The following is a 20,377-nucleotide window of genomic DNA, read 5'->3' as shown; positions in this document are numbered from 1 at the left end:
CATATGAAGAAGATTGGATTGTTAGTGATATTAGCTATGTTAATGTCATTCAACAGTATCGCACAACAGATCAATTGGGTTACTTTTGAAGAAGCGCTCGCTCTTCAAAAAAAGAAACCCAAAAAAATCATGATGGACGTTTATACCAATTGGTGCGGGCCATGCAAAATGTTGGATAAAAATACCTTTCAAAATCCTGATGTCGCTAAATATGTGAATCAGCATTACTATGCTGTAAAGTTTAATGGCGAAGGGAATGAAGTGGTTAAGTATAAAAATAACAGTTATTTCAATAAAAGTTATAAGCCTGAAAAGGCCAATGGAAGGAACAGTGTACATGATTTAACCCGTGCGCTACAAGTAAATGCTTACCCAACAGTGGTGTTTTTTGATGAAAATGGCGATTTAATCTTTCCGGTAAGAGGTTATCAAAAACCACAGCAATTAGAATTATACCTTAAGATGTTTTTGAAAGACACACATAAGGAAATGAAAACCCAGGACGATTTTAATGCTTATTACACAGCTTTTAAACCTGAATTCAAGGGATGATACCAAACAAATCCCAATAAAAGAATCATTTTTTTTGTTAGGATTATCGCTCTAAAATAAATGCTCCCTTTTCACTGGTTAAGTGAAAAGGGATTTTTTGCGTTGTACAACTCGTCTCCCATCGTTGTACATAAGATTTATAATTACTTCCATCTGCAATGACCAGTTTAGGTTTTATGGCATCGAGCAACCGGTCCAGATTAATTTTAGGCGAATTTCTTAAAACCACATAATCCGGAAGAAACTGCGGGATGTTATAAATTCCTGAACTGTCAATAACTAAAATTTTTTGGGTATTGAAGATGTAAATGTTTTCTAAAGTGTCGTGGCTGATCGATATTATGGAGTTTCCAACTTTGTAATTTCTTATACTGTTTTCTGAGTTAGCGACAGTGCTATCCAAATTGTGAAATATCTCAAGTGTGGCATTTGATTTGAAACCAATCAGACTATGCCTACTTTTATGAAAGACTATAAACGCATCGATTCGGTTTTTTTTCTTATCAAAAATTAAAGTCGATTGAAAGATTAGTACACTAACCATAACTACCGTCAAGCGTTTGAAATTTTGCTTCTGCAGTAACAACAAAATGGCGAGTATTAAAGAGTAAGCCGTGAAAACCTGTGGCAATTCAAAGGAAATGTCTTTAAATACAAAACGCTCCTGTAGTGACACCCATCGCACAAAATGAGTCATCCAACTAATGATGCTACCATATAGGTCGGCAATCCAGAAGGGGAGTATGTTCATGAGCGCTAAAAGAATGACCACGATACCAAGGCCTAAAATAACCCCCAAAAAAGGAATAATAACTAGGTTAGACAAGAAGAACAAGCCCGGGAATTGATGAAAATAAAATAAACTTATGGGGATGACACCAATTTGCGCCGCCAAAGTAACGGTAAATATTTGCCATAACTTTTTGATAGGAGTAGAGTTTGGCTGCCATAATTTATTTAGTAACGGCTGAATGCTGACTATGGCAATGACCGCCAAATAACTCATTTGAAACCCCACATCAAAAAGAAATAAAGGTTTGAAGAGTAACAAGAAAAACATAGAAATGACTAAGGTGTTATAAATGTTTGCAGGTCGCTTTAAATTCATTCCAATGGCCACCACACTGAACATCATAACCGCTCTGGTGACTGATGCTGACAATCCGGCAATGATGGCAAAACTCCATAAGACACCCACAATGATGAGCGTTTTGATAAGCTTACCGTGCCGAAGATATTCCAAAGGCTTAAAAAGTGAATTTAGCAAGATTAAAATTCCGACGTGCAATCCTGAGACTGCCAAAATATGTATGGCGCCAGCCTTGGAATAGCTGTCATAAATTTCCGGGCTGATATCCTGACGTTGTCCTAGTAATAGGGCATTAATAAGTGCCAACTCATCTGGATTGAAGTTTTTGGACTTTAATTTTGAATTGATGCTACCTCTCAAGATGGCGGCGTGTCCAAAGAGGGTCTGTGTACTTGACGGAAGTTTTAAAAGATGGTCACGACTTGAGAAAATTTGATGGTAGATGTATTGTTTTTGGAGGTACGCTTTATAATCGAACTGATTCGGATTTAAAGGCGAATTCATATCTGTTAGAGCAGATCTAGAAAGGTACACATCATCTACCTTAAATGGTTTACAGAGACTGTCCTTTTGAACGTTCAGAAGTGTTTTTCCGCCTAACGATTGCTTGTTGATTTGTAGAATATCCACAATATATTTGTCGTAATACGCGCCGGGTTTAAGGACCTCCCTAACACGAAACGTAATGGACGCTATAGAGTCTCGGGTGGGTTCAATGTGTTGGGTATAATGGGTTTTAAACGTTTTCTGGTCATGGAGTTGGAAGGTTAAGACCCCGATAACAAAGAAAGTTATTAGTGTTAGTATCCCAAAAATCGCGGATTTAACCAAACGTCCTTTTTCAATAATTAGCACTGCCGAGAGACTTATAAGAAGGACAACAGCCGTAGCAACAGTATTCCTTAGAGGAATATCAACATAAAACGCAAAGAGAATGCCCAGTATAAGGCTTAATGTAATCTTGATGAGCGCGAAATTAATTAACTTCATGCGCTCTAAATTACTAAAAATTAGTATTATAGCACACGTCTTGCCTGTACAAAGGCAAAGTACCAGTATTTTTCGGCTAAGTTGGACACCATCACACCATTACTGGTACTGGCATGGATAAATTCAACATTGCCCTCTCTTGCTTCTGTAACAATCCCTACATGACTAACCGTTCTACTGTTTTTTTGGGTGGCAAAAAATAAGAGATCTCCTTTTTCTACCTTTTTTAAATCAATCCAATCTCCGGTTACTGCCAAGTCTCCGGTAGTTCTTGGTAAGGAAATGTTTTCACTGTTAAAGGAGGTTACAATAAGACCCGAACAATCCATACCTTTTTTTGTAGTACCACCGTATTTGTACTTAACGCCTTCAAACTTCATGGCATAATCAAGAACATTTTCGGCTACTGGATTTACCGATGCTGAAGAAGTTGATCTGGAATCAATTTTTGAAGCCTTGGATTTTGTGGTAACGATGCGCTTAGGGCTTTTACAACTACTAAATGCAACCAATAGAAGAAGGATTAGGGCAATCTTTTTCATTTGTAAGGTAATTTTTGATAAAAATATCAATTTATTATAACAAGTAGCCAAGCGCTTATTGTTTTGTGTCGATTAACTTATCAGAAATGGTTGTAAAAATTCTTTTTTGGAAATTAATATTTGAATGGTCTATGTCATTATGGAAAGGATAACTATGCATAATGAGTAGATTATTGTCTGGCACTTAGAAGTTAATTGAGAGAATTACTATATCACACGTCTAGCCTCAATAAATGCGAAGTACCAATATTTTTCTGCCATATTAGAAACAATGACCCCGTTGCTAGTACTGGCATGTATAAATTCCACAAAACCATCCCTAGCTGTAGTCACAATACCTACATGGCTGATGGTTCTACTATTTCTACGCGTGGCAAAAAAGAGTAAATCGCCTTTACCCACTTCTTTGATATCCACTTTATCACCAGTACGTGCAATGTCTCTGGAGACTCTGGGTAATGAAATATTTTCGCGGTCAAAAGTAGTCACTACCAGTCCTGAGCAATCCATCCCTTCTTTTGTGGTGCCACCTCGTTTATATCGTACGCCGTCAAAGGCAAAGGCATAATCAATAATTCTATCGGCTCTAGAGTATATAGTTGAGGAGATGTCTTCTAATGGAAATAAATCGATGGTTTTGGGTGCGATGGGAATGGTGAAATTTGTACTTAATGTTACTGGTTTTAAATCAATTTTAAGGGATTCAGGTTTGAAAGTTGCAATGTTCTGTGAAGATTTGCAACTGCTTAGCGTCATCGCTACAAGCAGGAAGAGGATAATCGTTTTCATCTGACTAGAACTGAAATTTTTTAAAAGTATTGTTGAATTTTACAAGATTACCAAAAATAACCAATTTTAGTTAAGGTTCATCTTTTTTTTTCATTGCCATAAACCATGTTCTGAAAATCCTTAAAGCTTAAACAAATGTGCTTAAGAAATATTTTGTAAGTCTGTATAAATCAATCTTGCTGTTTTTTCACTCGCTCCTTTGCCGCCTAATTTCTTCTCCAATTCAAAATATTCCATAAAAAGCGCTTCGCGTTTATCGGTTTCTAAAATGGCATGGAGTTCTTTCTTTAAGCGTTTGGTGTTAAAATCGGCTTGGATCAATTCCGTTACAACGGGTTTATCCATAATTAAATTAACCAAGGAGATATAATCGAGATTAATAATGCGTTTTGCAATTTGATAGGAGATCCAACTGCCCTTGTAACAAACAACTTCCGGGACTTTAAACAATGCCGTTTCTAAGGTTGCAGTGCCTGACGTAACTAAAGCAGCAGTCGATAAACTTAATAAGTCATAGGTTTGGTTAGCAACAAAAGACACGTTTTCTTTTTTGATAAAGTTGCTGTAAAATTCGTAATCCTGACTTGGCGCACCCGCAATGACAAACTGGTATGCTTCAAAATCCTTAACCACACTCAACATAACGGTGAGCATCTTTCGAATTTCCTGTTTTCGACTTCCTGGTAATAAGGCAATAATAGGCTTGTCTGAAAGCTTGTGTTTGGTTCTAAAATCAATTTCCGTAACCTGTGTTCGGTCTGCAATGGCATCTATTAATGGATGGCCAACAAATTCGACCGGATAGTGATGCTTGTCCTCGTAAAACGACTTTTCAAAAGGCAAAATGACGTACATTTTGTCAACGTCCCGTTTGATATCATGGATCCTGTTTTCTTTCCAAGCCCAGATTTGCGGAGAAATATAATAATGGGTTCTAAACCCTTTTTGCTTGGCCCATTTGGCAATTCGTAAATTAAAACCCGGATAATCAATAAAAATCAGCACATCTGGATGGTAGCTTTCAATATCTTTTTTGCAAAGTGCAAGGTTTTGAGTAATGGTTTTTAAATTCATCACCACCTCTAAAAATCCCATAAAAGCCAAGTCGCGATAATGTTTTACCAAGGTTGGACTAACAGCCTGCATCAAGTCGCCACCCCAAAATCGAAATTCGGCCTCGGTATCCTGTTTCAGCAATGCTTTCATAAGGTTGGCGCCGTGTAAATCTCCTGAGGCTTCACCAGCAATTATATAATATTTCATCTTTTGAGAATACCAGTTATAGTGCGAAAGATAAATAAAAATCTATCTGTTTTTTATTTGTAATTAATTATAAAAGTAATGATTGTTACCACTATGGTGGCAAAAATCACCCCACGAGCACGGTAATCACGTTTCACTTTTAAAAAAAGAAAAAAGGCAACAAGATTTAGTATGGCTCCCATACTGACCAGCTTGCTAAAAAAACCTTGAGCTAAGGATTGTCTAAAGGCAGTCGTAATATCTTCACCATTTCCAAAAATAAGAATGGCGATAATAAACCCTATGGTATTGGCGATTAGTCCTACCACAAACCCGATAAATAGTTCCTTTTTAATCATTTAAATTCCAAGAGTTTAAGTTTTGAATGCAATGGTGTGCGGTAAGATCAAATTGGACAGGCACCACAGATACATAGCCGTTGTCTAGTGCCCATTCGTCGGTGTCCTCGCCCTGATCTAGATTGACAAATTTACCCGTAAGCCAATAGTAGTCGCGGCCTTGCGGATTTTTACGTTTGTCAAATTCTTCTTCCCAATTGGCTTTGGCCTGACGGCTTACTCTCATGCCCTTAATGTCTTCTTTGGGTAAATTTGGGATGTTGACATTGAGGACTACACCATTAGGCAAACTGTGTTCCAGTACATTTTCTACAATGGTTTTTACATAGGTTTTACAAGCCTCAAAATCAGCATTCCAATTGTAATCACAAAGTGAAAAACCAACTGCAGGAATGCCTTCAATCCCTGCTTCTAACGCAGCACTCATAGTGCCTGAATAAATAACGTTAATGGAGGAGTTGGAACCGTGATTTATACCAGAAACGCATATGTCAGGGCGTCTGCCCAAAATTTGTTTTACGGCTAGCTTTACACAATCGGCAGGAGTGCCGGAGCAACTGTATTCTTTAAGGTCGTCAGTGCCAATTTGGACTTGTTCAACATATAGGGTAGAATTAATCGTTATGGCATGACCCATCGCGCTTTGTGGGCTGTCAGGAGCCACCACTACCACCTCGCCAATGGTTTTCATAACTTCAATTAGGGTGCGGAGCCCCGGCGCTGTAATTCCGTCATCATTAGTTACTAAAATCAAAGGTTTTTTCTTCATTCTGCAATCCTATTAAGTCTGCTAAAATACATAAAATAGACCGTATTACTCTATTCTAGGAGGTTTAACAAAAAATTAGTAGGCATTGGTTTTATTGGCATGGTTTTTTCTTTTACTTTAGTGAAAAATATTAAAGCGTCTAATGCGTTTAGACTTAATAATGCCACTATAACATATGAAAGATATTATGAAAAGGAATTATAAGATTTTATTGTTGGCGCTTATGTTGGCATTTGCGTCTTGCAGTTTTACCACGAAAACTTTTGACGATCCAGATAAAGATAAGTTGTTGATGCAGTTGATAACTTATGTGCTTGGTGAAGGGCATTTTAGTCCTAAGGAGATAAATGATGAATTTTCAGAGCAGGTTTTTAAAAGTTATTTAGATCAATTGGATCCTTTTAAAAGATACTTCTACGCGTCAGACATCAAAGAATTTGAAGCTTATAAAGATCAGATCGATGACCAGTTAAAAAACTATGATTTGGCATTCTTTAATTTGACCCACCAACGTTTGCTAAAACGTTTGGAAGAATCAAAAGCAATGTACAAGGATGTTTTGGAGAACTCTTTTGACTATAGCATCCAAGAAGAGATCAATACGGAATACAAGAATCTAGAGTTTGTAAAATCAAAAAAAGACATGAGAGAGCGTTGGAGAACGCAACTTAAGTTTTCTACCATTGCCAACTATGATGATTTGATTTCGCAACAGGAAAATACATTTTCTAATAAGAAAAAAGTTCAGAACATGACGGCTGTTGAAGGCGAAGATGTTATAGCTAATGCCGATGGACTTTTTGAAACTAAGGAGAAAAAATCGCTGTCTGAATTGGAGCAAGAAGCACGTCAAACCACTTTAAACTCCTTGAATGAGCTTTATGATTATATTGAAGAGCGCCAACGTGAAGATTGGTTTGCGGTATATTTAAATGCTATTGTTGCTGAGTTTGATCCACATACATTCTACTATGCCCCAGAAGAAAAGGAACGTTTTGACGTTGCCATGTCCGGTAAGTTTGAAGGTATTGGTGCCCGACTTCAAAAGAAAATGGATGTGATTACCATTACTGAGATTATCAGTGGAGGGCCAGCATGGAAGCAAAACAAAATGGAAGTAGGCGATCAAATTCTCAAAGTCAAACAAGATGATGATGAGCCTTCAGTAAATGTCGTTGGCATGCGTCTTGAAGATGCCGTAAAATTAATTAAAGGCCCTAAAGGGACGGACGTCATTTTAACCATGAAAAAGGTGGATGGCACAATTGAAGATTTGACCGTTACGAGAGATGTAGTGGAGTTGGAAGAGGTTTATGCCAAATCATCAACAGTGACTAAAGACGATAAAAAGTTTGGAGTGATAAATCTCCCCGGTTTTTATGTAAATATGGATGATTACAATAAAAGAAATGCGGCCACTGATGTTAAACTTGAGATTGAACGTTTGAAGAAGGAAAACATTGAAGGATTGGTTTTAGACCTAAGAAACAATGGTGGAGGGTCTTTGCAAACGGTCATTGATATGGCCGGATTGTTTATTAAAGAAGGTCCAATTGTTCAGGTTAAAACTACCGGAGGTCAAAAGGAAGTATTAAAAGATAAAGATCAATCTATAGCTTGGGATGGTCCTTTGGTGATTTTGGTAAACGAAAATTCGGCTTCAGCCTCTGAGATTTTAGCGGCTGCAATGCAAGATTACAAACGTGCCTTGGTTATTGGAAGCAAACAAACTTTTGGAAAAGGTACCGTTCAGACCGTGTTGGATTTAAACCGTATGGTAAAAAACAATACCGGTGGCGATATGGGGGCGCTTAAATATACCATCCAAAAATATTACAGAATCAACGGTGGGTCTACACAGTTAGAAGGTGTTAAGAGTGATGTTGTGGTGCCAGATCGTTATAGTTATATCGCTTTAGGCGAGAAAAATCAAGACAACCCTTTAGCATATGATAAAATAGACGCTACTGATTATAATGTGTGGGAGAGTTATGTGGATTATAAAAAAGCAATCGACAATAGTAACGAAAGAATTACCCACAATGAACAGTTGAAACTTATTGATGAAAACGCCAAATGGATAAAGAGAATTAGAGACAAAGATCAGTATTCACTCAACTATGACAGTTATAAAGCGGCTCTAAAACTCAATGAAGATGAAGCTAAGCAGTTTGAGAGACTAACAGATTACAAAACGAATTTAACGTTTAGCTCTTTGCCTTATGAAAATAAGTTAATGTCCGCAGATAGCGTGTTAAGAGAAAAGCGTGAACGTTGGCACGAGGCGCTAAGTCATGATGTTTATGTGGAAGAAGCGCTTAACGTGTTGAATGATCTCAGAATGACATATTCGGTTAAGAAAGTAGCAAATAATGTAAAGGAATAATCTGGCTATAAATAAAAAAAAATGCTCCAAGGTTGTAAAAACCTTGGAGCATTTTTTTTATGCTGTTAAATTAGTGAAACTCAATTTTTAAAAGTTGCGAAGCAATGAATTAAAAATTGTTAGTTGAACTAATCCCGCTTTTTAGCGGGATCCTTGGGTTTTATTCCCCGACGCTCTGCGTCGAAATAAAAAAGNNATACCTCGTACCCTTGGGTGGAGGTTGTTCATTTAGAGATTAAAATTTATTCCTGTCTCAAAGCATTGATTTCTTGATTTGTTTCATCAATAAATTGCAGTACTTCATCTCTACCTACGGCAGACGTAGAAGAGGTGATAAAGTAATTGGGTGTTTCTTCCCATGTTTTAAGCAGTTCTTGCATATACGCTACAGCATTACGCTCTATAGCTTTCGGCTTTAGTTTGTCAGCTTTTGTAAATACGATAGAAAACGGAATACCGCTCTCGCCCATATATTCCATAAACTCCAAATCGATTTTTTGAGGCTCATGGCGTAAGTCAATCAGTACAAAGGCCGCTACTAGTTGTTGTCTCTTTTCAAAAAAGTCTGTTATAAATTGTTGGAATTTCTTTTTAGAAGATTTTGAAACACGGGCGTAGCCATAGCCAGGCAAATCAACAAGAAACCAATTTTTATTGATTAAAAAATGGTTTATAAGTTGTGTTTTTCCAGGTCTTCCTGAGGTTTTTGCCAAGTTTTTATGGTTGGTCAGCATATTGATCAATGAAGACTTGCCAACATTACTACGGCCAATAAAAGCATATTCTGGTAATGTATCCTTAGGGCACTTGTTCACTTCGGAATTGCTCATTATAAATTCGGCAGTTTTAATGATCATTTTATTTTGATTTTAAACGCAAAGGTCGCGAAGATTGGCCTATTGAGCATTACATTAGTTAAGTTTGTCATCCATCATCTGTCATCTGTCATCTGTCCTCTGTCATCCGTCATCTGTCAGAAACTCCCTACTTTACATTCAGTTGATGTTACAGATCCCGTTTCTCAAACCATTCAGCAAGTATGCTATTAAACTTGTCTGGATGCTCCATCATGGCAGCATGTCCACATTTATCAATCCAATACAAATCAGAATCTGGTAAAAGTTGATGAAATTCATCAGCAACCTCCGGAGGTGTTACAATATCATTTTTACCCCAAATAATGCACACGGGCAAATCCATATTAGGGAGGTCTTTGGCCATGTTGTGTCTAATGGCGCTTTTAGCAATGGCTAATGTCTTAATTAGTTTATTTCTATCATTGACCGTGTCGTAAACTTCATCTACAATGGCTTTGGTGGCCACTTTTGGGTCATAAAAAACATCCTGGGCCTTTTTTTTAATAACTTCATAATCACGACGTTTAGTGTAGCCGCTGCCCATGGCGCTTTCATACAGACCAGAGCTTCCAGTAATAACAAGTGCTTTTATTTTATCTGGATATAGTTTTGTGTGATACAGTCCTATATGACCGCCAAGAGAATTTCCTAGCAATATAACATCATCGAGCTCTTTGTAAGTTATGAATTCATGGAGATACTTTGCAAAACTTCTGACATTGGTTTTTAACAATGACATTGAATATATTGGTAATTCTGGAATGATAACTTTATAGCCTTTGTTCCCAAAATGATGCAACACAGCGTCAAAATTACTCAATCCTCCCAATAATCCATGAAGAACAATAATCGGTTTGCCTTCGCCTACTTCAATATAACTGTAATTTTTTTCTTTTTTTAGGAGGTGTCTCATTAATGGTTAGTGGTTAATCATAAAAAACAAATATAGTTATTTCATTCAAATTTTATTTCTTTTTGAGCAGTTTCCCCGCATTACTTGTACAATAGTTGTCTACAGGGCAAAAACCCAATTTCTGCCACTTTTTAACTCCCTGAAAAAGACCTATTTATTTATTTCTAAAGCGTGCATTTTATCGAAAATAGTGTTCTAAGTTCTAAACTTATCAACAAAAGTGGTAAATTGTGGTAAAAGGTGGTAATATTTTCAATATATTTGAATCTTAGTCGTTAGTAAAACAAACAAAAGCTTTTGAACTCATTAATAGGGACATACGAATGTAAAGTTGATGCCAAAGGGAGGCTTATGCTACCTGCTGCGATCAAAAAACAGCTGTTGCCTGCGCTTCAGAACGGTTTTGTTTTAAAAAGAGCGGTTTTTCAACCGTGTTTAGAATTGTATCCAATGGTCGAATGGGAATTATTGATGCAAAAAATGAACACGCTTAACCGCTTCAAAAAGAAAAATAACGATTTTATTAGACGGTTCACGGCAGGTGTGAAAATGGTAGAGGTAGATAGTACGGGCCGCTTGCTCATTCCGAAGGATTTGATGAGTTTTTCTGGTATTTCTAAGGAGATCGTAGTGTCTTCAGCAATTAATATTGTGGAAATCTGGGATAAAGATAAATATGAACAAGCTATAGACGATGCGGCTGATGATTTTGCAGATTTGGCCGAGGAAGTTATGGGACAAGATGATGACACAGATGGAATATCATAATCCGGTTTTGCTTACTGAAACAGTGGATGGTTTAAATATCAGGCCTGATGGTGTTTATGTAGATGTCACTTTTGGTGGTGGAGGTCATAGTAAAGAGATCCTAAAACGCCTCGGACCAAACGGAAAGTTATTCGCCTTTGATCAGGATAAAGATGCGCTTTTAAATACTATTGATGATGCGCGCTTTACGTTAATCAATGAGAATTTTAAATTTTTAAAGCGTTTTCTTCGGTTTTATGGAGCCAAACAAGTGGATGGTATTTTGGCTGATTTTGGTGTGTCGTCCCATCAGTTTGATGTAGCTGAACGCGGATTTTCAACACGTTTTGAAGCTGATTTGGATATGCGGATGAATCAAGACAGTAAATTGTCAGCATTTCATGTGATCAATTCATATAAAGAAGAACAAATCGCCGATGTGTTATTGCAGTATGGCGAGTTGCGTCAAGCACCAGCAATGGCGAAAGTAATTATTGAAGAGCGTGCAAACGAAGCTATAAAGTCTAGCGAGCAACTCAAGGAAGTCTTGAAAAAGTTCGTGAAGCATAAAAATGAGAATAAAGTGTTGGCGCAAATTTATCAGGCCATTCGCATAGAAGTGAATCAAGAAATAGAGGTCTTAAAAGAGTTTTTACAACAAACGCCCGAGGTGTTAAAACCCGAAGGTCGTTTGTGTTGCATTTCGTACCATTCTTTAGAAGATAGGCTGGTAAAGCGGTTTATCAGAAATGGATTGTTTGAAGGCGAGCCAGAACGTGATGTTTATGGGAACTTTGAGGTGCCGTTAAAAAAAGTAGGCGGATTAATAGTGCCATCAAAAGCGGAAATAAAAGAAAATAGTAGGGCGCGAAGTGCAAAACTGCGTATTGCCAAAAAAGTATAAAATTTAATTAAAAAGAGACTCTTGCCTTTGCAGGAACTGCGATGAAAAATAATATTTATCACATATTAAGAGGTAAGTTTTTGGTCAGCGATGATTCTTTCAAGAACTGGAGGATCATCATTTTCATTTCCTTATTGGCTATTGTGATGATTGCGAGTTCACACAGTGCAGACCAAAAAGTACATGACATTGCACGGTTGAACAATGAAGTGAAAGAATGGCGTTCAGCCTTTGTAGACGGAAGATCAAAATTGATGCGCCTTAAAATGGAATCCGGAATTGTTAAAAAAATGGCAGAAAAGGAAATTGCACCGTCTTCTATTCCGCCTAAAAAAATAAAAGTTAAATCAGAAGATAACTAGTGGCAGACACTGAAAAAAACATATTGAACAGATTGTACTTTGTGGCAGGCATCATGTTTGTAATCGCATTGGCTGTGGTGTTCAAATTGTTCACCATCCAAATGGTGCAGGGTGACAAGTATCGCGATTTAGCTGAAAAGCGAACCGTCAAAAATGTGACTATTCCAGCTAACCGTGGTAATGTATACGCCTCTGACGGCAGCTTGTTGGCCACTTCAATTCCGAAATATGACATCCGTGTGGACGCGTTGACGGCCACAAATAAAACATTCGAAAAATATTTAAAACCCCTGAGTGATTCCTTGTCTAAATACACCGGCAAATCTTCCGGATACTATCAAAAGGAGCTGCGAAAGGCAAGAGTCAATAAAAACAGATATTTTCTGCTGGCAAGAAATATCAATTATACAGATTATGCACGATTGCGAAATTTTCCATTATTAAACCTTGGCGCATATAGAGGCGGACTTATTGTAGAGCAAACGACAAAGCGTGAGCATCCGATGGGTGGTATTGCGCAACGTTCTATTGGCTACGAGCGTATAGATGAGGATGGTTATGTTACCAGAGCCGGTATTGATGGCGCCTTTGGAGAAAAGTATTTGAGAGGTACGGATGGGCATCGCATGAAGCAAAAAATTGGCAAAGGCCAATGGAAGCCTATTACAGATTATAATGAAATTGAGCCGCAAGACGGCTATGACGTTTATACCACCATTGATGTTAATATTCAGGACATTGCCCATCATGCATTGTTGGAACAATTGGAAAAATATAAGGCAGATCACGGTAGCGTGATTGTCATGGAGACTAAAACGGGTGAGATCAAAGCCATTTCTAATTTGGGCAGAAATGAGAATGGGAACTACTATGAGCGCTTAAATTATGCCGTTGGCGAAAGTAATGAGCCTGGTTCTACTTTTAAGATCATGGCCATAACCGCAGCTTTAGAAGATAAAGTCATTGACACCAGTGATATTGTGGATACCCAAAAAGGTGTATTGAGTTATTACGGCAAAAAAGTTAGGGATTCAAAACACGGTGGCTATGGTAAGATTTCCATTGCCAAAGGGATCGAAGTCTCTTCCAATACAGCTATTGTAGCCGCTATAGATAAAGCGTATAAGGATAACCCGAGCAAATTTATTGATCGGTTGTATGCCATGAATTTAAACAACAGTTTGGATTTGGCAATCGTTGGTGAGCCGGAACCTATTATCCCCGATCCAAGAATTAAAAACGGACGTTGGAGTGGTATTGCCCTGCAGTGGATGGCATACGGTTATGGTGTGTCATTTACACCCTTGCAGACCTTGACCTTTTACAATGCGATTGCCAATAATGGCGAAATGGTAAAACCTCAGTTTCTGCGCGAAGTGCGCGAATTTGATAAAACCATTGTGCCCTTTAAAAAGGAAGTGATCAATCCTAGAATCTGTTCTCAAGAGACGGTAGATAAGGTCAAAAAGTTATTGGAAAACGTCGTGGAGCGCGGCACGGGTAGTAAGCTGTATTCACCTAACTTCTCAATGGCGGGTAAAACGGGGACCTGTCAGAAGGATTATGCCACTAAAGATAAATTGAGTTACATCTCCTCATTTGCAGGGTTTTTTCCAGCTGATAATCCGAAGTATTCCTGTATCGTTGTTATCCATGAGCCAGATAAAAGTGTGGGCTATTATGGGGCAGATGTTTCGGGTCCTGTATTTAAGAAAATTGCCCAAAAGATATTTACGGATACGCCAATTACAGACGAGGTTGAAACCTTAAACTTTCAAAACACGATAGTCAATAAAGATTTTGAATCCTATTATGATGTGGCACAAACCCATAAAACCATTATGCCAGATGTTACAGGCATGCCAGCAATGGACGCTGTAGCACTGTTGGAAAACATGGGGCTAACGGTAAAGCTCCAAGGTGTTGGAGTAGTTAAAAAACAATCCATAGAAAAAGGACATAAAGTAAAACGCAATCAAGAAGTCTATCTCAATATATAAAATGGCACAATTAAAAGACATATTATATAAGGTTACCATCAACGCCGTTGTTGGAAGTACGGCTGTAGACGTTAATGCCATACATTTCGACTCTAGGAACATAGCGCAAGGGGATGTTTTTGTAGCTATAAAGGGAAGCATTACGGATGGACACCACTATATTGATTTAGCTATCCAAAAAGGTGCTGTTGCTGTGGTTTGCGAAACTTTGCCAGAAACTTTGCAAAGTAGCGTTACCTATATTTCTGTGGAGAGTGCGAGCAGGGCTTTAGCATTTATGGCGGCCAATTTTTACCACAATCCCTCAGAGAATTTAAAATTAGTAGGTGTAACAGGTACCAATGGTAAAACTACGGTGGCTACGTTGTTGTATCACTTGTTTAAGAAAGCAGGTTTTAAAGTGGGTTTATTGTCTACCGTCAAGGTTATGGTAGATGCTATAGAGCATAAAGCGACGCATACAACTCCAGATTCTTTGACCATCAATAGATATTTGAGTTTGATGAGTGCAGAGGGTGTAGAGTTTTGTTTTATGGAAGTGAGTTCTCATGGTATTCATCAAAATAGAACCGAAGGTTTGCATTTTGAAGGTGGAATTTTTACCAATCTGTCGCACGATCATTTAGATTACCATGCCACGTTTGCGGAATATAGAGATGTTAAAAAATCGTTTTTTGACAACTTGCCAAAGACTGCCTTTGCATTGGTCAATACCGATGATAAAAATGGTTTGGTCATGTTTCAAAACACGAAAGCAAAGACCTATACCTACGCCTTAAAGACATACGCCGATTATCAAGCGCAGATTTTAGAAAATCAGTTTACTGGACTTTTGTTGAAAATAAATGATCAAGAGGTTTGGACGCGATTGATAGGCAATTTCAACGCTTATAACATTTTGGCTATTTACGCTGCTGCAGAATTGTTAGGCCTCGAAAAAACAGAAAATTTGCGATTGATAAGTGAGTTGGAAAGTGTTTCAGGGCGTTTCCAATACCTGATTTCTGAAGATAAGATTACCGCTATAGTGGATTATGCACATACGCCAGATGCGCTTAAAAATGTATTGGAAACTATTAACAGCATTCGTACAAAAAATGAAGAACTGATTACGGTGGTAGGCTGCGGTGGTGATAGAGATAAAACCAAGCGTCCTAAAATGGGACATATTGCTTCAGCCTTGAGTACAAAGGTCATATTTACGAGTGATAATCCAAGAAGTGAAGTTCCAGAAACCATTATAGAGGACATTGAAAAAGGTGTCGAACCTCAAAATTTCAAAAAAACAGTGTCCATTTCCGATAGAAAGCAAGCTATTAAAACGGCATGTCAAATGGCGCAACCCAACGATATAATCCTGATTGCCGGAAAAGGCCATGAAACCTATCAAGAAGTAAAAGGTGTCCGTAAGGATTTTGACGATTATAAAATCGTTCAGGAATTTTTGCAACAACTCGGAAAATAGAGAAAGAATAAAGAATAAAGAATAAAGAATAAAGAATAAAGAATAAAGAATAAAGAATAAAGAATAAAGAATAAAGAATAAGCTGAGCTTAATCAACAACCTGCCCGTACTGAAAGGAACGTTCAGGCGGGTCAACCATTAAAACTAAAAAATGCTTTTTTACCTATTTGAATTTTTAAAACAACACTTTGATTTTCCAGGATCATCCCTGCTCGGGTATATCTCCTTTAGAGCAGCTATGACAATCATTTTGTCGTTACTAATTTCAACAATCTACGGGAAGCGCATTATTAGATTTTTGCAAAAGCAACAGGTTGGCGAAACTATTAGGGATTTAGGATTGGAAGGTCAAGTTGAAAAGGCGGGAACGCCAACAATGGGAGGGATCATCATCATCATTGCCACCTTAATTCCTGTGCTGTTGTTTGCCAAGATTGACAACATCTATATCATCCTGTTAGTGGTGACCACGCTTTGGATGGGAACTATCGGTTTTATTGATGATTATATCAAAAAATTCAAAAGAGACAAAGGAGGTCTTAAAGGAAAATTTAAAGTTCTAGGGCAGGTCGGATTAGGAATCATTGTAGGTGCAACCTTGTATTTCAATGAAAATGTAACGATCAAAGAGAAATTGCCAATTGCCCAGCAAAAAGAAATCTTAGCAGAGAACCCTAATGTGGAAGCATCGAAGTTGTTCAAGGCGGAAGAAAAATCGACAAAAACCACCATTCCTTTTGTAAAGGAAAATGAATTTGATTATGCGCATTTAGTTACTTGGATCAGTCCGAGTCTTGAAAAATATGCCTGGATCATCTTCATTCTGGTCACTATCGTTATTATCACTGCGGTATCAAACGGTGCTAATTTAACCGATGGGATTGACGGATTGGCGGCAGGAACATCGGCCATAATTGTGCTCACGCTGGGCATATTTGCATGGCTTTCAGGAAATATCATCTTTTCTGAATACCTGAATATTATGTTTATCCCGAGGGTGGAAGAAATCACCATTTATATCGCGGCTTTTGTTGGTGCATTGATCGGGTTTTTATGGTACAATACCTATCCGGCGCAAGTATTTATGGGTGATACAGGGAGTTTGACTATTGGTGGTATCATCGCGGTTATTGCCATTGCAGTACGTAAAGAATGGCTGATTCCGGTATTGTGTGGGATTTTCGTAGCGGAAAATTTATCAGTGGTTATGCAGGTCGGTTGGTTTAAATATACCAAACAGAAATATGGAGAAGGACGGCGGATTTTTAAAATGGCGCCATTGCACCACCACTATCAGAAATCAGGGTATCACGAAAGTAAAATTGCAACCCGATTTTGGATTATTGGAATTTTGCTAGCGATTGTGTCCATTGTGACCTTGAAAATTAGATAATGTTGAATTACGACGTACGAATTAAGATTTGGGATTGGCATGAAGGAAATACTAAAAAATAGAACTAAAAAATTTGGCTCTGATTGTTGGCATTTATGTTCAAAATTCCCTGTGTCGAGAGAATATAACGCCTATTGCAATCAATTGATCAGGTGTTCTAGTTCCGTAGGTGCGAATTATAGGGCTGCATGTAGAGCAAAATCTGACGCTGACTTTTTAAACAAGCTAAAAATTGTAGAGGAGGAGGCTGATGAGAGTATGTTTTTTTTAGAATTGCTTTTAGAGGTTTCTAATAAAGAAGAAATAGAGTTAAGACGATTGCATGCAGAGGCAAATGAGATTTTGTCAATAATAGTTGCCTCTATCAAAACAATCCGAAATCGTAAATCGTAAATCTAAAATCGTAAATGAAAAGACTGGTAATTCTAGGAGGTGGAGAAAGCGGTGTAGGAACTGCGCTTTTAGGAAAAGCAAAGGGTTACGAAGTGTTCCTTTCAGATAAAGGAAAAATTAAAGAAAAGTACAAAGACGTTCTTAAACATAATGAAATTGAATTTGAAGATGGGCAGCACACGGAATCAAAAATCCTGAATGCTGACATCGTGATGAAAAGTCCGGGGATTCCTGACAAAGCGCCTATGGTTAAGCAAATCAGGGACAACGGAATTTTAGTTGTTTCAGAGATTGAATTTGCGGCCAAATATACCAGCGCTACCATTATTGGAGTAACGGGTAGCAATGGAAAAACGACTACAGCAACCCTGATTCACCATATTTTAAAAAAGGATTTGGAGGTTGGTTTGTCTGGTAACATTGGTAAAAGTTTTGCGCAACAGGTGTTGGAACAGGATTATCCAAATTATGTTTTGGAGATCAGTAGTTTTCAATTGGATGATATTGTTGATTTTAAACCGCATATCGCCATTTTGCTAAACATCACACCAGACCATTTGGACCGGTATGATTATAAGTTTGAGAACTATATCAATTCAAAATTTAGAATTGCCTTAAACCAAACTAAAGACGATTACCTGATTTATGATGCGGATGATGAGGTGATTACAGAATGGCTCAAATCACATAAAGTTCAATCCACATTACTGCCGTTTTCATTGGTAAAAACCATAGAGAACGGTGCATATTTAGATAAAGAAGAGATAAAAATAACGATAGATAATAACCAAATAATTATGCCAACAAATAATTTAACCTTAGAGGGTAAGCACAATATTAAAAACCAAATGGCAGCATCAACCGTTGCGCATCTATTGAAAATTAGAAAGCAGACCATTCGTGAGAGCTTAGAGAATTTTCAAGGTGTCGAGCACCGTTTGGAACACGTTTTAAAAATTAATAAAGTACAATACATCAATGATTCAAAGGCAACCAACGTTAACGCTACGTACTATGCATTAGAAAGCATGGATGCGCCTACAGTTTGGATTGTAGGAGGTGTTGATAAAGGAAATGATTATAAAGAATTATTTCAGTTTGTCAATGAAAAAGTAAAGGCAATTATCTGCCTTGGTGCAGACAATGAAAAATTGATGGAGACCTTCGGTAAAATGGTCGATACTATTGTAGAGACGCAATACATGAGTGAAGCTGTGAAAATCGCCTATAAAATCGCTGAAACAGGAGATACAGTGTTGTTGTCTCCAGCATGTGCAAGTTTTGATTTGTTCGAAAGTTACGAAGATAGAGGCCGTCAATTTAAAGACGCGGTTAGAAATTTATAATCACACCTGAACCTGCCCCTTGGGCAGAAGTATTTTTTATGAATAATTTGTTATCACATATAAAAGGAGATCGATTGATTTGGGCAATTGTCGCATTATTGGCAATTTTTTCATTCCTTCCGGTGTACAGTGCTTCCAGTAATTTGGCATATACTGGTAGTTCTGGCAGTACCTTTTCCTTTTTTGTAAAACACTTTATGCATTTATTTTTAGGCTTTGCCATTATGTATGGTATACATCGGGTGCCGTACCGTTATTTTAAGGGCTTATCTATAGTCATGTTGCCCATTGTGCTTATATTATTGGTGTTGACGATGTTTCAGGGCACAACCATAGATGGGGCAAACGCGAGCAGGTGGATTCAAATCCCGATTGTTGGGATGTCCTTTCAGACCTCTACGCTAGCCGCTGTGGTGCTCATGGTGTATGTGGCGCGTTACCTTTCAAAAATTCAAGATAGAAACATCACCTTTAAAGAGTCTATTTTGCCTTTATGGCTGCCGGTTTTTTTTGTGCTTATACTCATTCTTCCCGCTAACTTTTCAACAGCGGCCATTATGTTTGCTATGGTTATGGTGTTGACATTTATTGGTGGGTATCCTATTAAGTATTTGGCGGTGATTATAGGAACCGGAATGGTTGTCTTGGCATTGTTTGTGTTGACTGCTAAAGCGTTTCCTGAGGTGATGCCCAATCGTATCGATACCTGGATGAGCCGAATCGAAAACTTTTCGAATGGAGAAGATACAGAGGCCGATTATCAAATTGAAAAAGCAAAAATTGCAATAGCAACTGGCGAAATCACAGGGTTGGGACCAGGAAAGAGTGTTCAAAAAAACTTTTTGCCACAGTCGTCCTCCGATTTTATTTTCGCGATTATTGTTGAAGAATACGGTTTGATTGGTGGTCTGGTCATTTTGACGGTATACTGTTGGATGTTGTTCAGAATAGTCATCATCGCCCAAAAATCAGAAACCGTTTTTGGAAAATTAGTGGTGTTAGGCGTAGGGTTGCCTATCGTCTTTCAGGCCTTTATAAATATGGCGGTTGCGGTTGAGTTGTTTCCGGTAACGGGACAAACCTTACCGTTAATTAGTAGCGGTGGAACCTCAATCTGGATGACCTGTTTGGCTATCGGCATTGTTTTAAGTGTCAGTGCAAAAAGAGAAGAACTAAAAGAACAAGAAGAAGGATTGGACAATCCGTTGGAAATATTGAGTGAAGCAATTTAGTTGGAAGAATAGAGAATAGAGAATAGAGAATAGAGAATAGAGAATA

19 protein-coding genes are annotated in these 20,377 nt (G+C 37.9%); 11 read left to right on the top strand and 8 right to left on the bottom strand.

Annotated features, from left to right (window positions below; translation table 11 throughout):
• The first annotated feature begins 3 nt into the window (after positions 1–3).
• Positions 4–552, top strand: coding sequence for a thioredoxin family protein (locus JEM65_RS09000; protein WP_199598675.1), 549 nt, complete (start codon positions 4–6; stop codon positions 550–552).
• Between the two features lie 43 nt (positions 553–595).
• On the opposite strand, the gene JEM65_RS08995 is transcribed toward JEM65_RS09000, so the two are convergent.
• The 6 genes from JEM65_RS08995 to surE all read right to left on the bottom strand — a co-directional run bounded on the left by JEM65_RS08995 (position 596) and on the right by surE (position 6,333).
• Complete coding sequence (locus JEM65_RS08995; protein ID WP_199598673.1) at positions 596–2,632, bottom strand: ComEC/Rec2 family competence protein; 2,037 nt, start codon at positions 2,630–2,632, stop codon at positions 596–598.
• A 26-nt stretch (positions 2,633–2,658) separates the two neighbouring features.
• Entirely contained in the window at positions 2,659–3,174 is a 516-nt protein-coding gene (locus JEM65_RS08990; RefSeq protein WP_199598671.1) for a C40 family peptidase, read from the bottom strand.
• 207 nt (positions 3,175–3,381) lie between these two features.
• Complete coding sequence (locus JEM65_RS08985; protein WP_233530592.1) at positions 3,382–3,963, bottom strand: C40 family peptidase; 582 nt, start codon at positions 3,961–3,963, stop codon at positions 3,382–3,384.
• Between the two features lie 141 nt (positions 3,964–4,104).
• The gene (lpxB, locus tag JEM65_RS08980; RefSeq protein WP_199598669.1) at positions 4,105–5,226 is read right to left on the bottom strand and encodes a lipid-A-disaccharide synthase; all 1,122 of its coding nucleotides are present in this window, start codon (positions 5,224–5,226) and stop codon (positions 4,105–4,107) included.
• A 53-nt stretch (positions 5,227–5,279) separates the two neighbouring features.
• Positions 5,280–5,564, bottom strand: coding sequence for a hypothetical protein (locus JEM65_RS08975; protein WP_199598667.1), 285 nt, complete (start codon positions 5,562–5,564; stop codon positions 5,280–5,282).
• Positions 5,557–6,333 carry a 5'/3'-nucleotidase SurE gene (gene surE / locus JEM65_RS08970; protein ID WP_199598665.1) on the bottom strand — a complete coding sequence of 259 codons (777 nt, stop codon included), beginning with the start codon at positions 6,331–6,333 and terminating at the stop codon, positions 5,557–5,559. The genes JEM65_RS08975 and surE overlap by 8 nt, the downstream gene beginning before the upstream one ends.
• 187 nt (positions 6,334–6,520) lie before the next feature.
• Between surE and JEM65_RS08965 the strand changes: the two genes are divergently transcribed.
• Complete coding sequence (locus tag JEM65_RS08965; RefSeq protein ID WP_199598762.1) at positions 6,521–8,719, top strand: carboxy terminal-processing peptidase; 2,199 nt, start codon at positions 6,521–6,523, stop codon at positions 8,717–8,719.
• A gap of 242 nt (positions 8,720–8,961) precedes the next feature.
• Here the strand turns inward: JEM65_RS08965 and yihA are convergent, their stop codons facing one another.
• Entirely contained in the window at positions 8,962–9,573 is a 612-nt protein-coding gene (gene yihA, locus JEM65_RS08960) for a ribosome biogenesis GTP-binding protein YihA/YsxC (RefSeq protein WP_199598761.1), read from the bottom strand.
• A 151-nt stretch (positions 9,574–9,724) separates the two neighbouring features.
• On the bottom strand, positions 9,725–10,489 hold the full coding sequence (locus JEM65_RS08955; RefSeq protein ID WP_199598664.1) for an alpha/beta fold hydrolase: 765 nt from the start codon (positions 10,487–10,489) through the stop codon (positions 9,725–9,727).
• Between the two features lie 297 nt (positions 10,490–10,786).
• Here JEM65_RS08955 and mraZ point away from each other — a divergent pair, with 297 nt between their 5' ends.
• The 9 genes from mraZ (at position 10,787) to JEM65_RS08910 (ending at position 20,331) form a co-directional block, all read left to right on the top strand.
• Positions 10,787–11,257, top strand: coding sequence for a division/cell wall cluster transcriptional repressor MraZ (gene mraZ / locus JEM65_RS08950; RefSeq protein WP_199598663.1), 471 nt, complete (start codon positions 10,787–10,789; stop codon positions 11,255–11,257).
• A complete protein-coding gene (gene rsmH, locus JEM65_RS08945; protein ID WP_199598661.1) occupies positions 11,244–12,140 on the top strand; it encodes a 16S rRNA (cytosine(1402)-N(4))-methyltransferase RsmH in 897 nt (298 codons plus the stop codon). Before mraZ ends, rsmH begins: the two co-directional genes overlap by 14 nt.
• A 41-nt stretch (positions 12,141–12,181) precedes the next feature.
• Positions 12,182–12,502, top strand: coding sequence for an FtsL-like putative cell division protein (locus JEM65_RS08940; RefSeq protein ID WP_199598659.1), 321 nt, complete (start codon positions 12,182–12,184; stop codon positions 12,500–12,502).
• A 53-nt stretch (positions 12,503–12,555) separates the two neighbouring features.
• Positions 12,556–14,502: a penicillin-binding protein gene (locus JEM65_RS08935; RefSeq protein ID WP_199598759.1), complete on the top strand. Its 1,947-nt coding sequence runs from the start codon at positions 12,556–12,558 to the stop codon at positions 14,500–14,502.
• 1 nt (position 14,503) lies between these two features.
• The gene (locus tag JEM65_RS08930; protein WP_199598657.1) at positions 14,504–15,967 is read left to right on the top strand and encodes a UDP-N-acetylmuramoyl-L-alanyl-D-glutamate--2,6-diaminopimelate ligase; all 1,464 of its coding nucleotides are present in this window, start codon (positions 14,504–14,506) and stop codon (positions 15,965–15,967) included.
• Between the two features lie 151 nt (positions 15,968–16,118).
• Positions 16,119–17,360, top strand: coding sequence for a phospho-N-acetylmuramoyl-pentapeptide-transferase (gene mraY, locus JEM65_RS08925; protein WP_199598656.1), 1,242 nt, complete (start codon positions 16,119–16,121; stop codon positions 17,358–17,360).
• 39 nt (positions 17,361–17,399) lie between these two features.
• A complete protein-coding gene (locus JEM65_RS08920; protein WP_199598655.1) occupies positions 17,400–17,753 on the top strand; it encodes a four helix bundle protein in 354 nt (117 codons plus the stop codon).
• 14 nt (positions 17,754–17,767) lie between these two features.
• Positions 17,768–19,099, top strand: a complete 1,332-nt coding sequence (gene murD, locus JEM65_RS08915; protein ID WP_199598654.1) for a UDP-N-acetylmuramoyl-L-alanine--D-glutamate ligase — start codon at positions 17,768–17,770, stop codon at positions 19,097–19,099.
• A gap of 38 nt (positions 19,100–19,137) precedes the next feature.
• The gene (locus tag JEM65_RS08910) at positions 19,138–20,331 is read left to right on the top strand and encodes an FtsW/RodA/SpoVE family cell cycle protein (protein WP_199598653.1); all 1,194 of its coding nucleotides are present in this window, start codon (positions 19,138–19,140) and stop codon (positions 20,329–20,331) included.
• Positions 20,332–20,377 lie beyond the last annotated feature (46 nt).

The organism is Gelidibacter salicanalis (genome assembly GCF_016469035.1).
Classification (GTDB): Bacteria; Bacteroidota; Bacteroidia; order Flavobacteriales; family Flavobacteriaceae; genus Gelidibacter; species Gelidibacter salicanalis_A.
The sequence above is the reverse complement of the archived record's forward strand: the minus strand, read 5'-3'. Positions and strand labels throughout refer to the sequence as shown.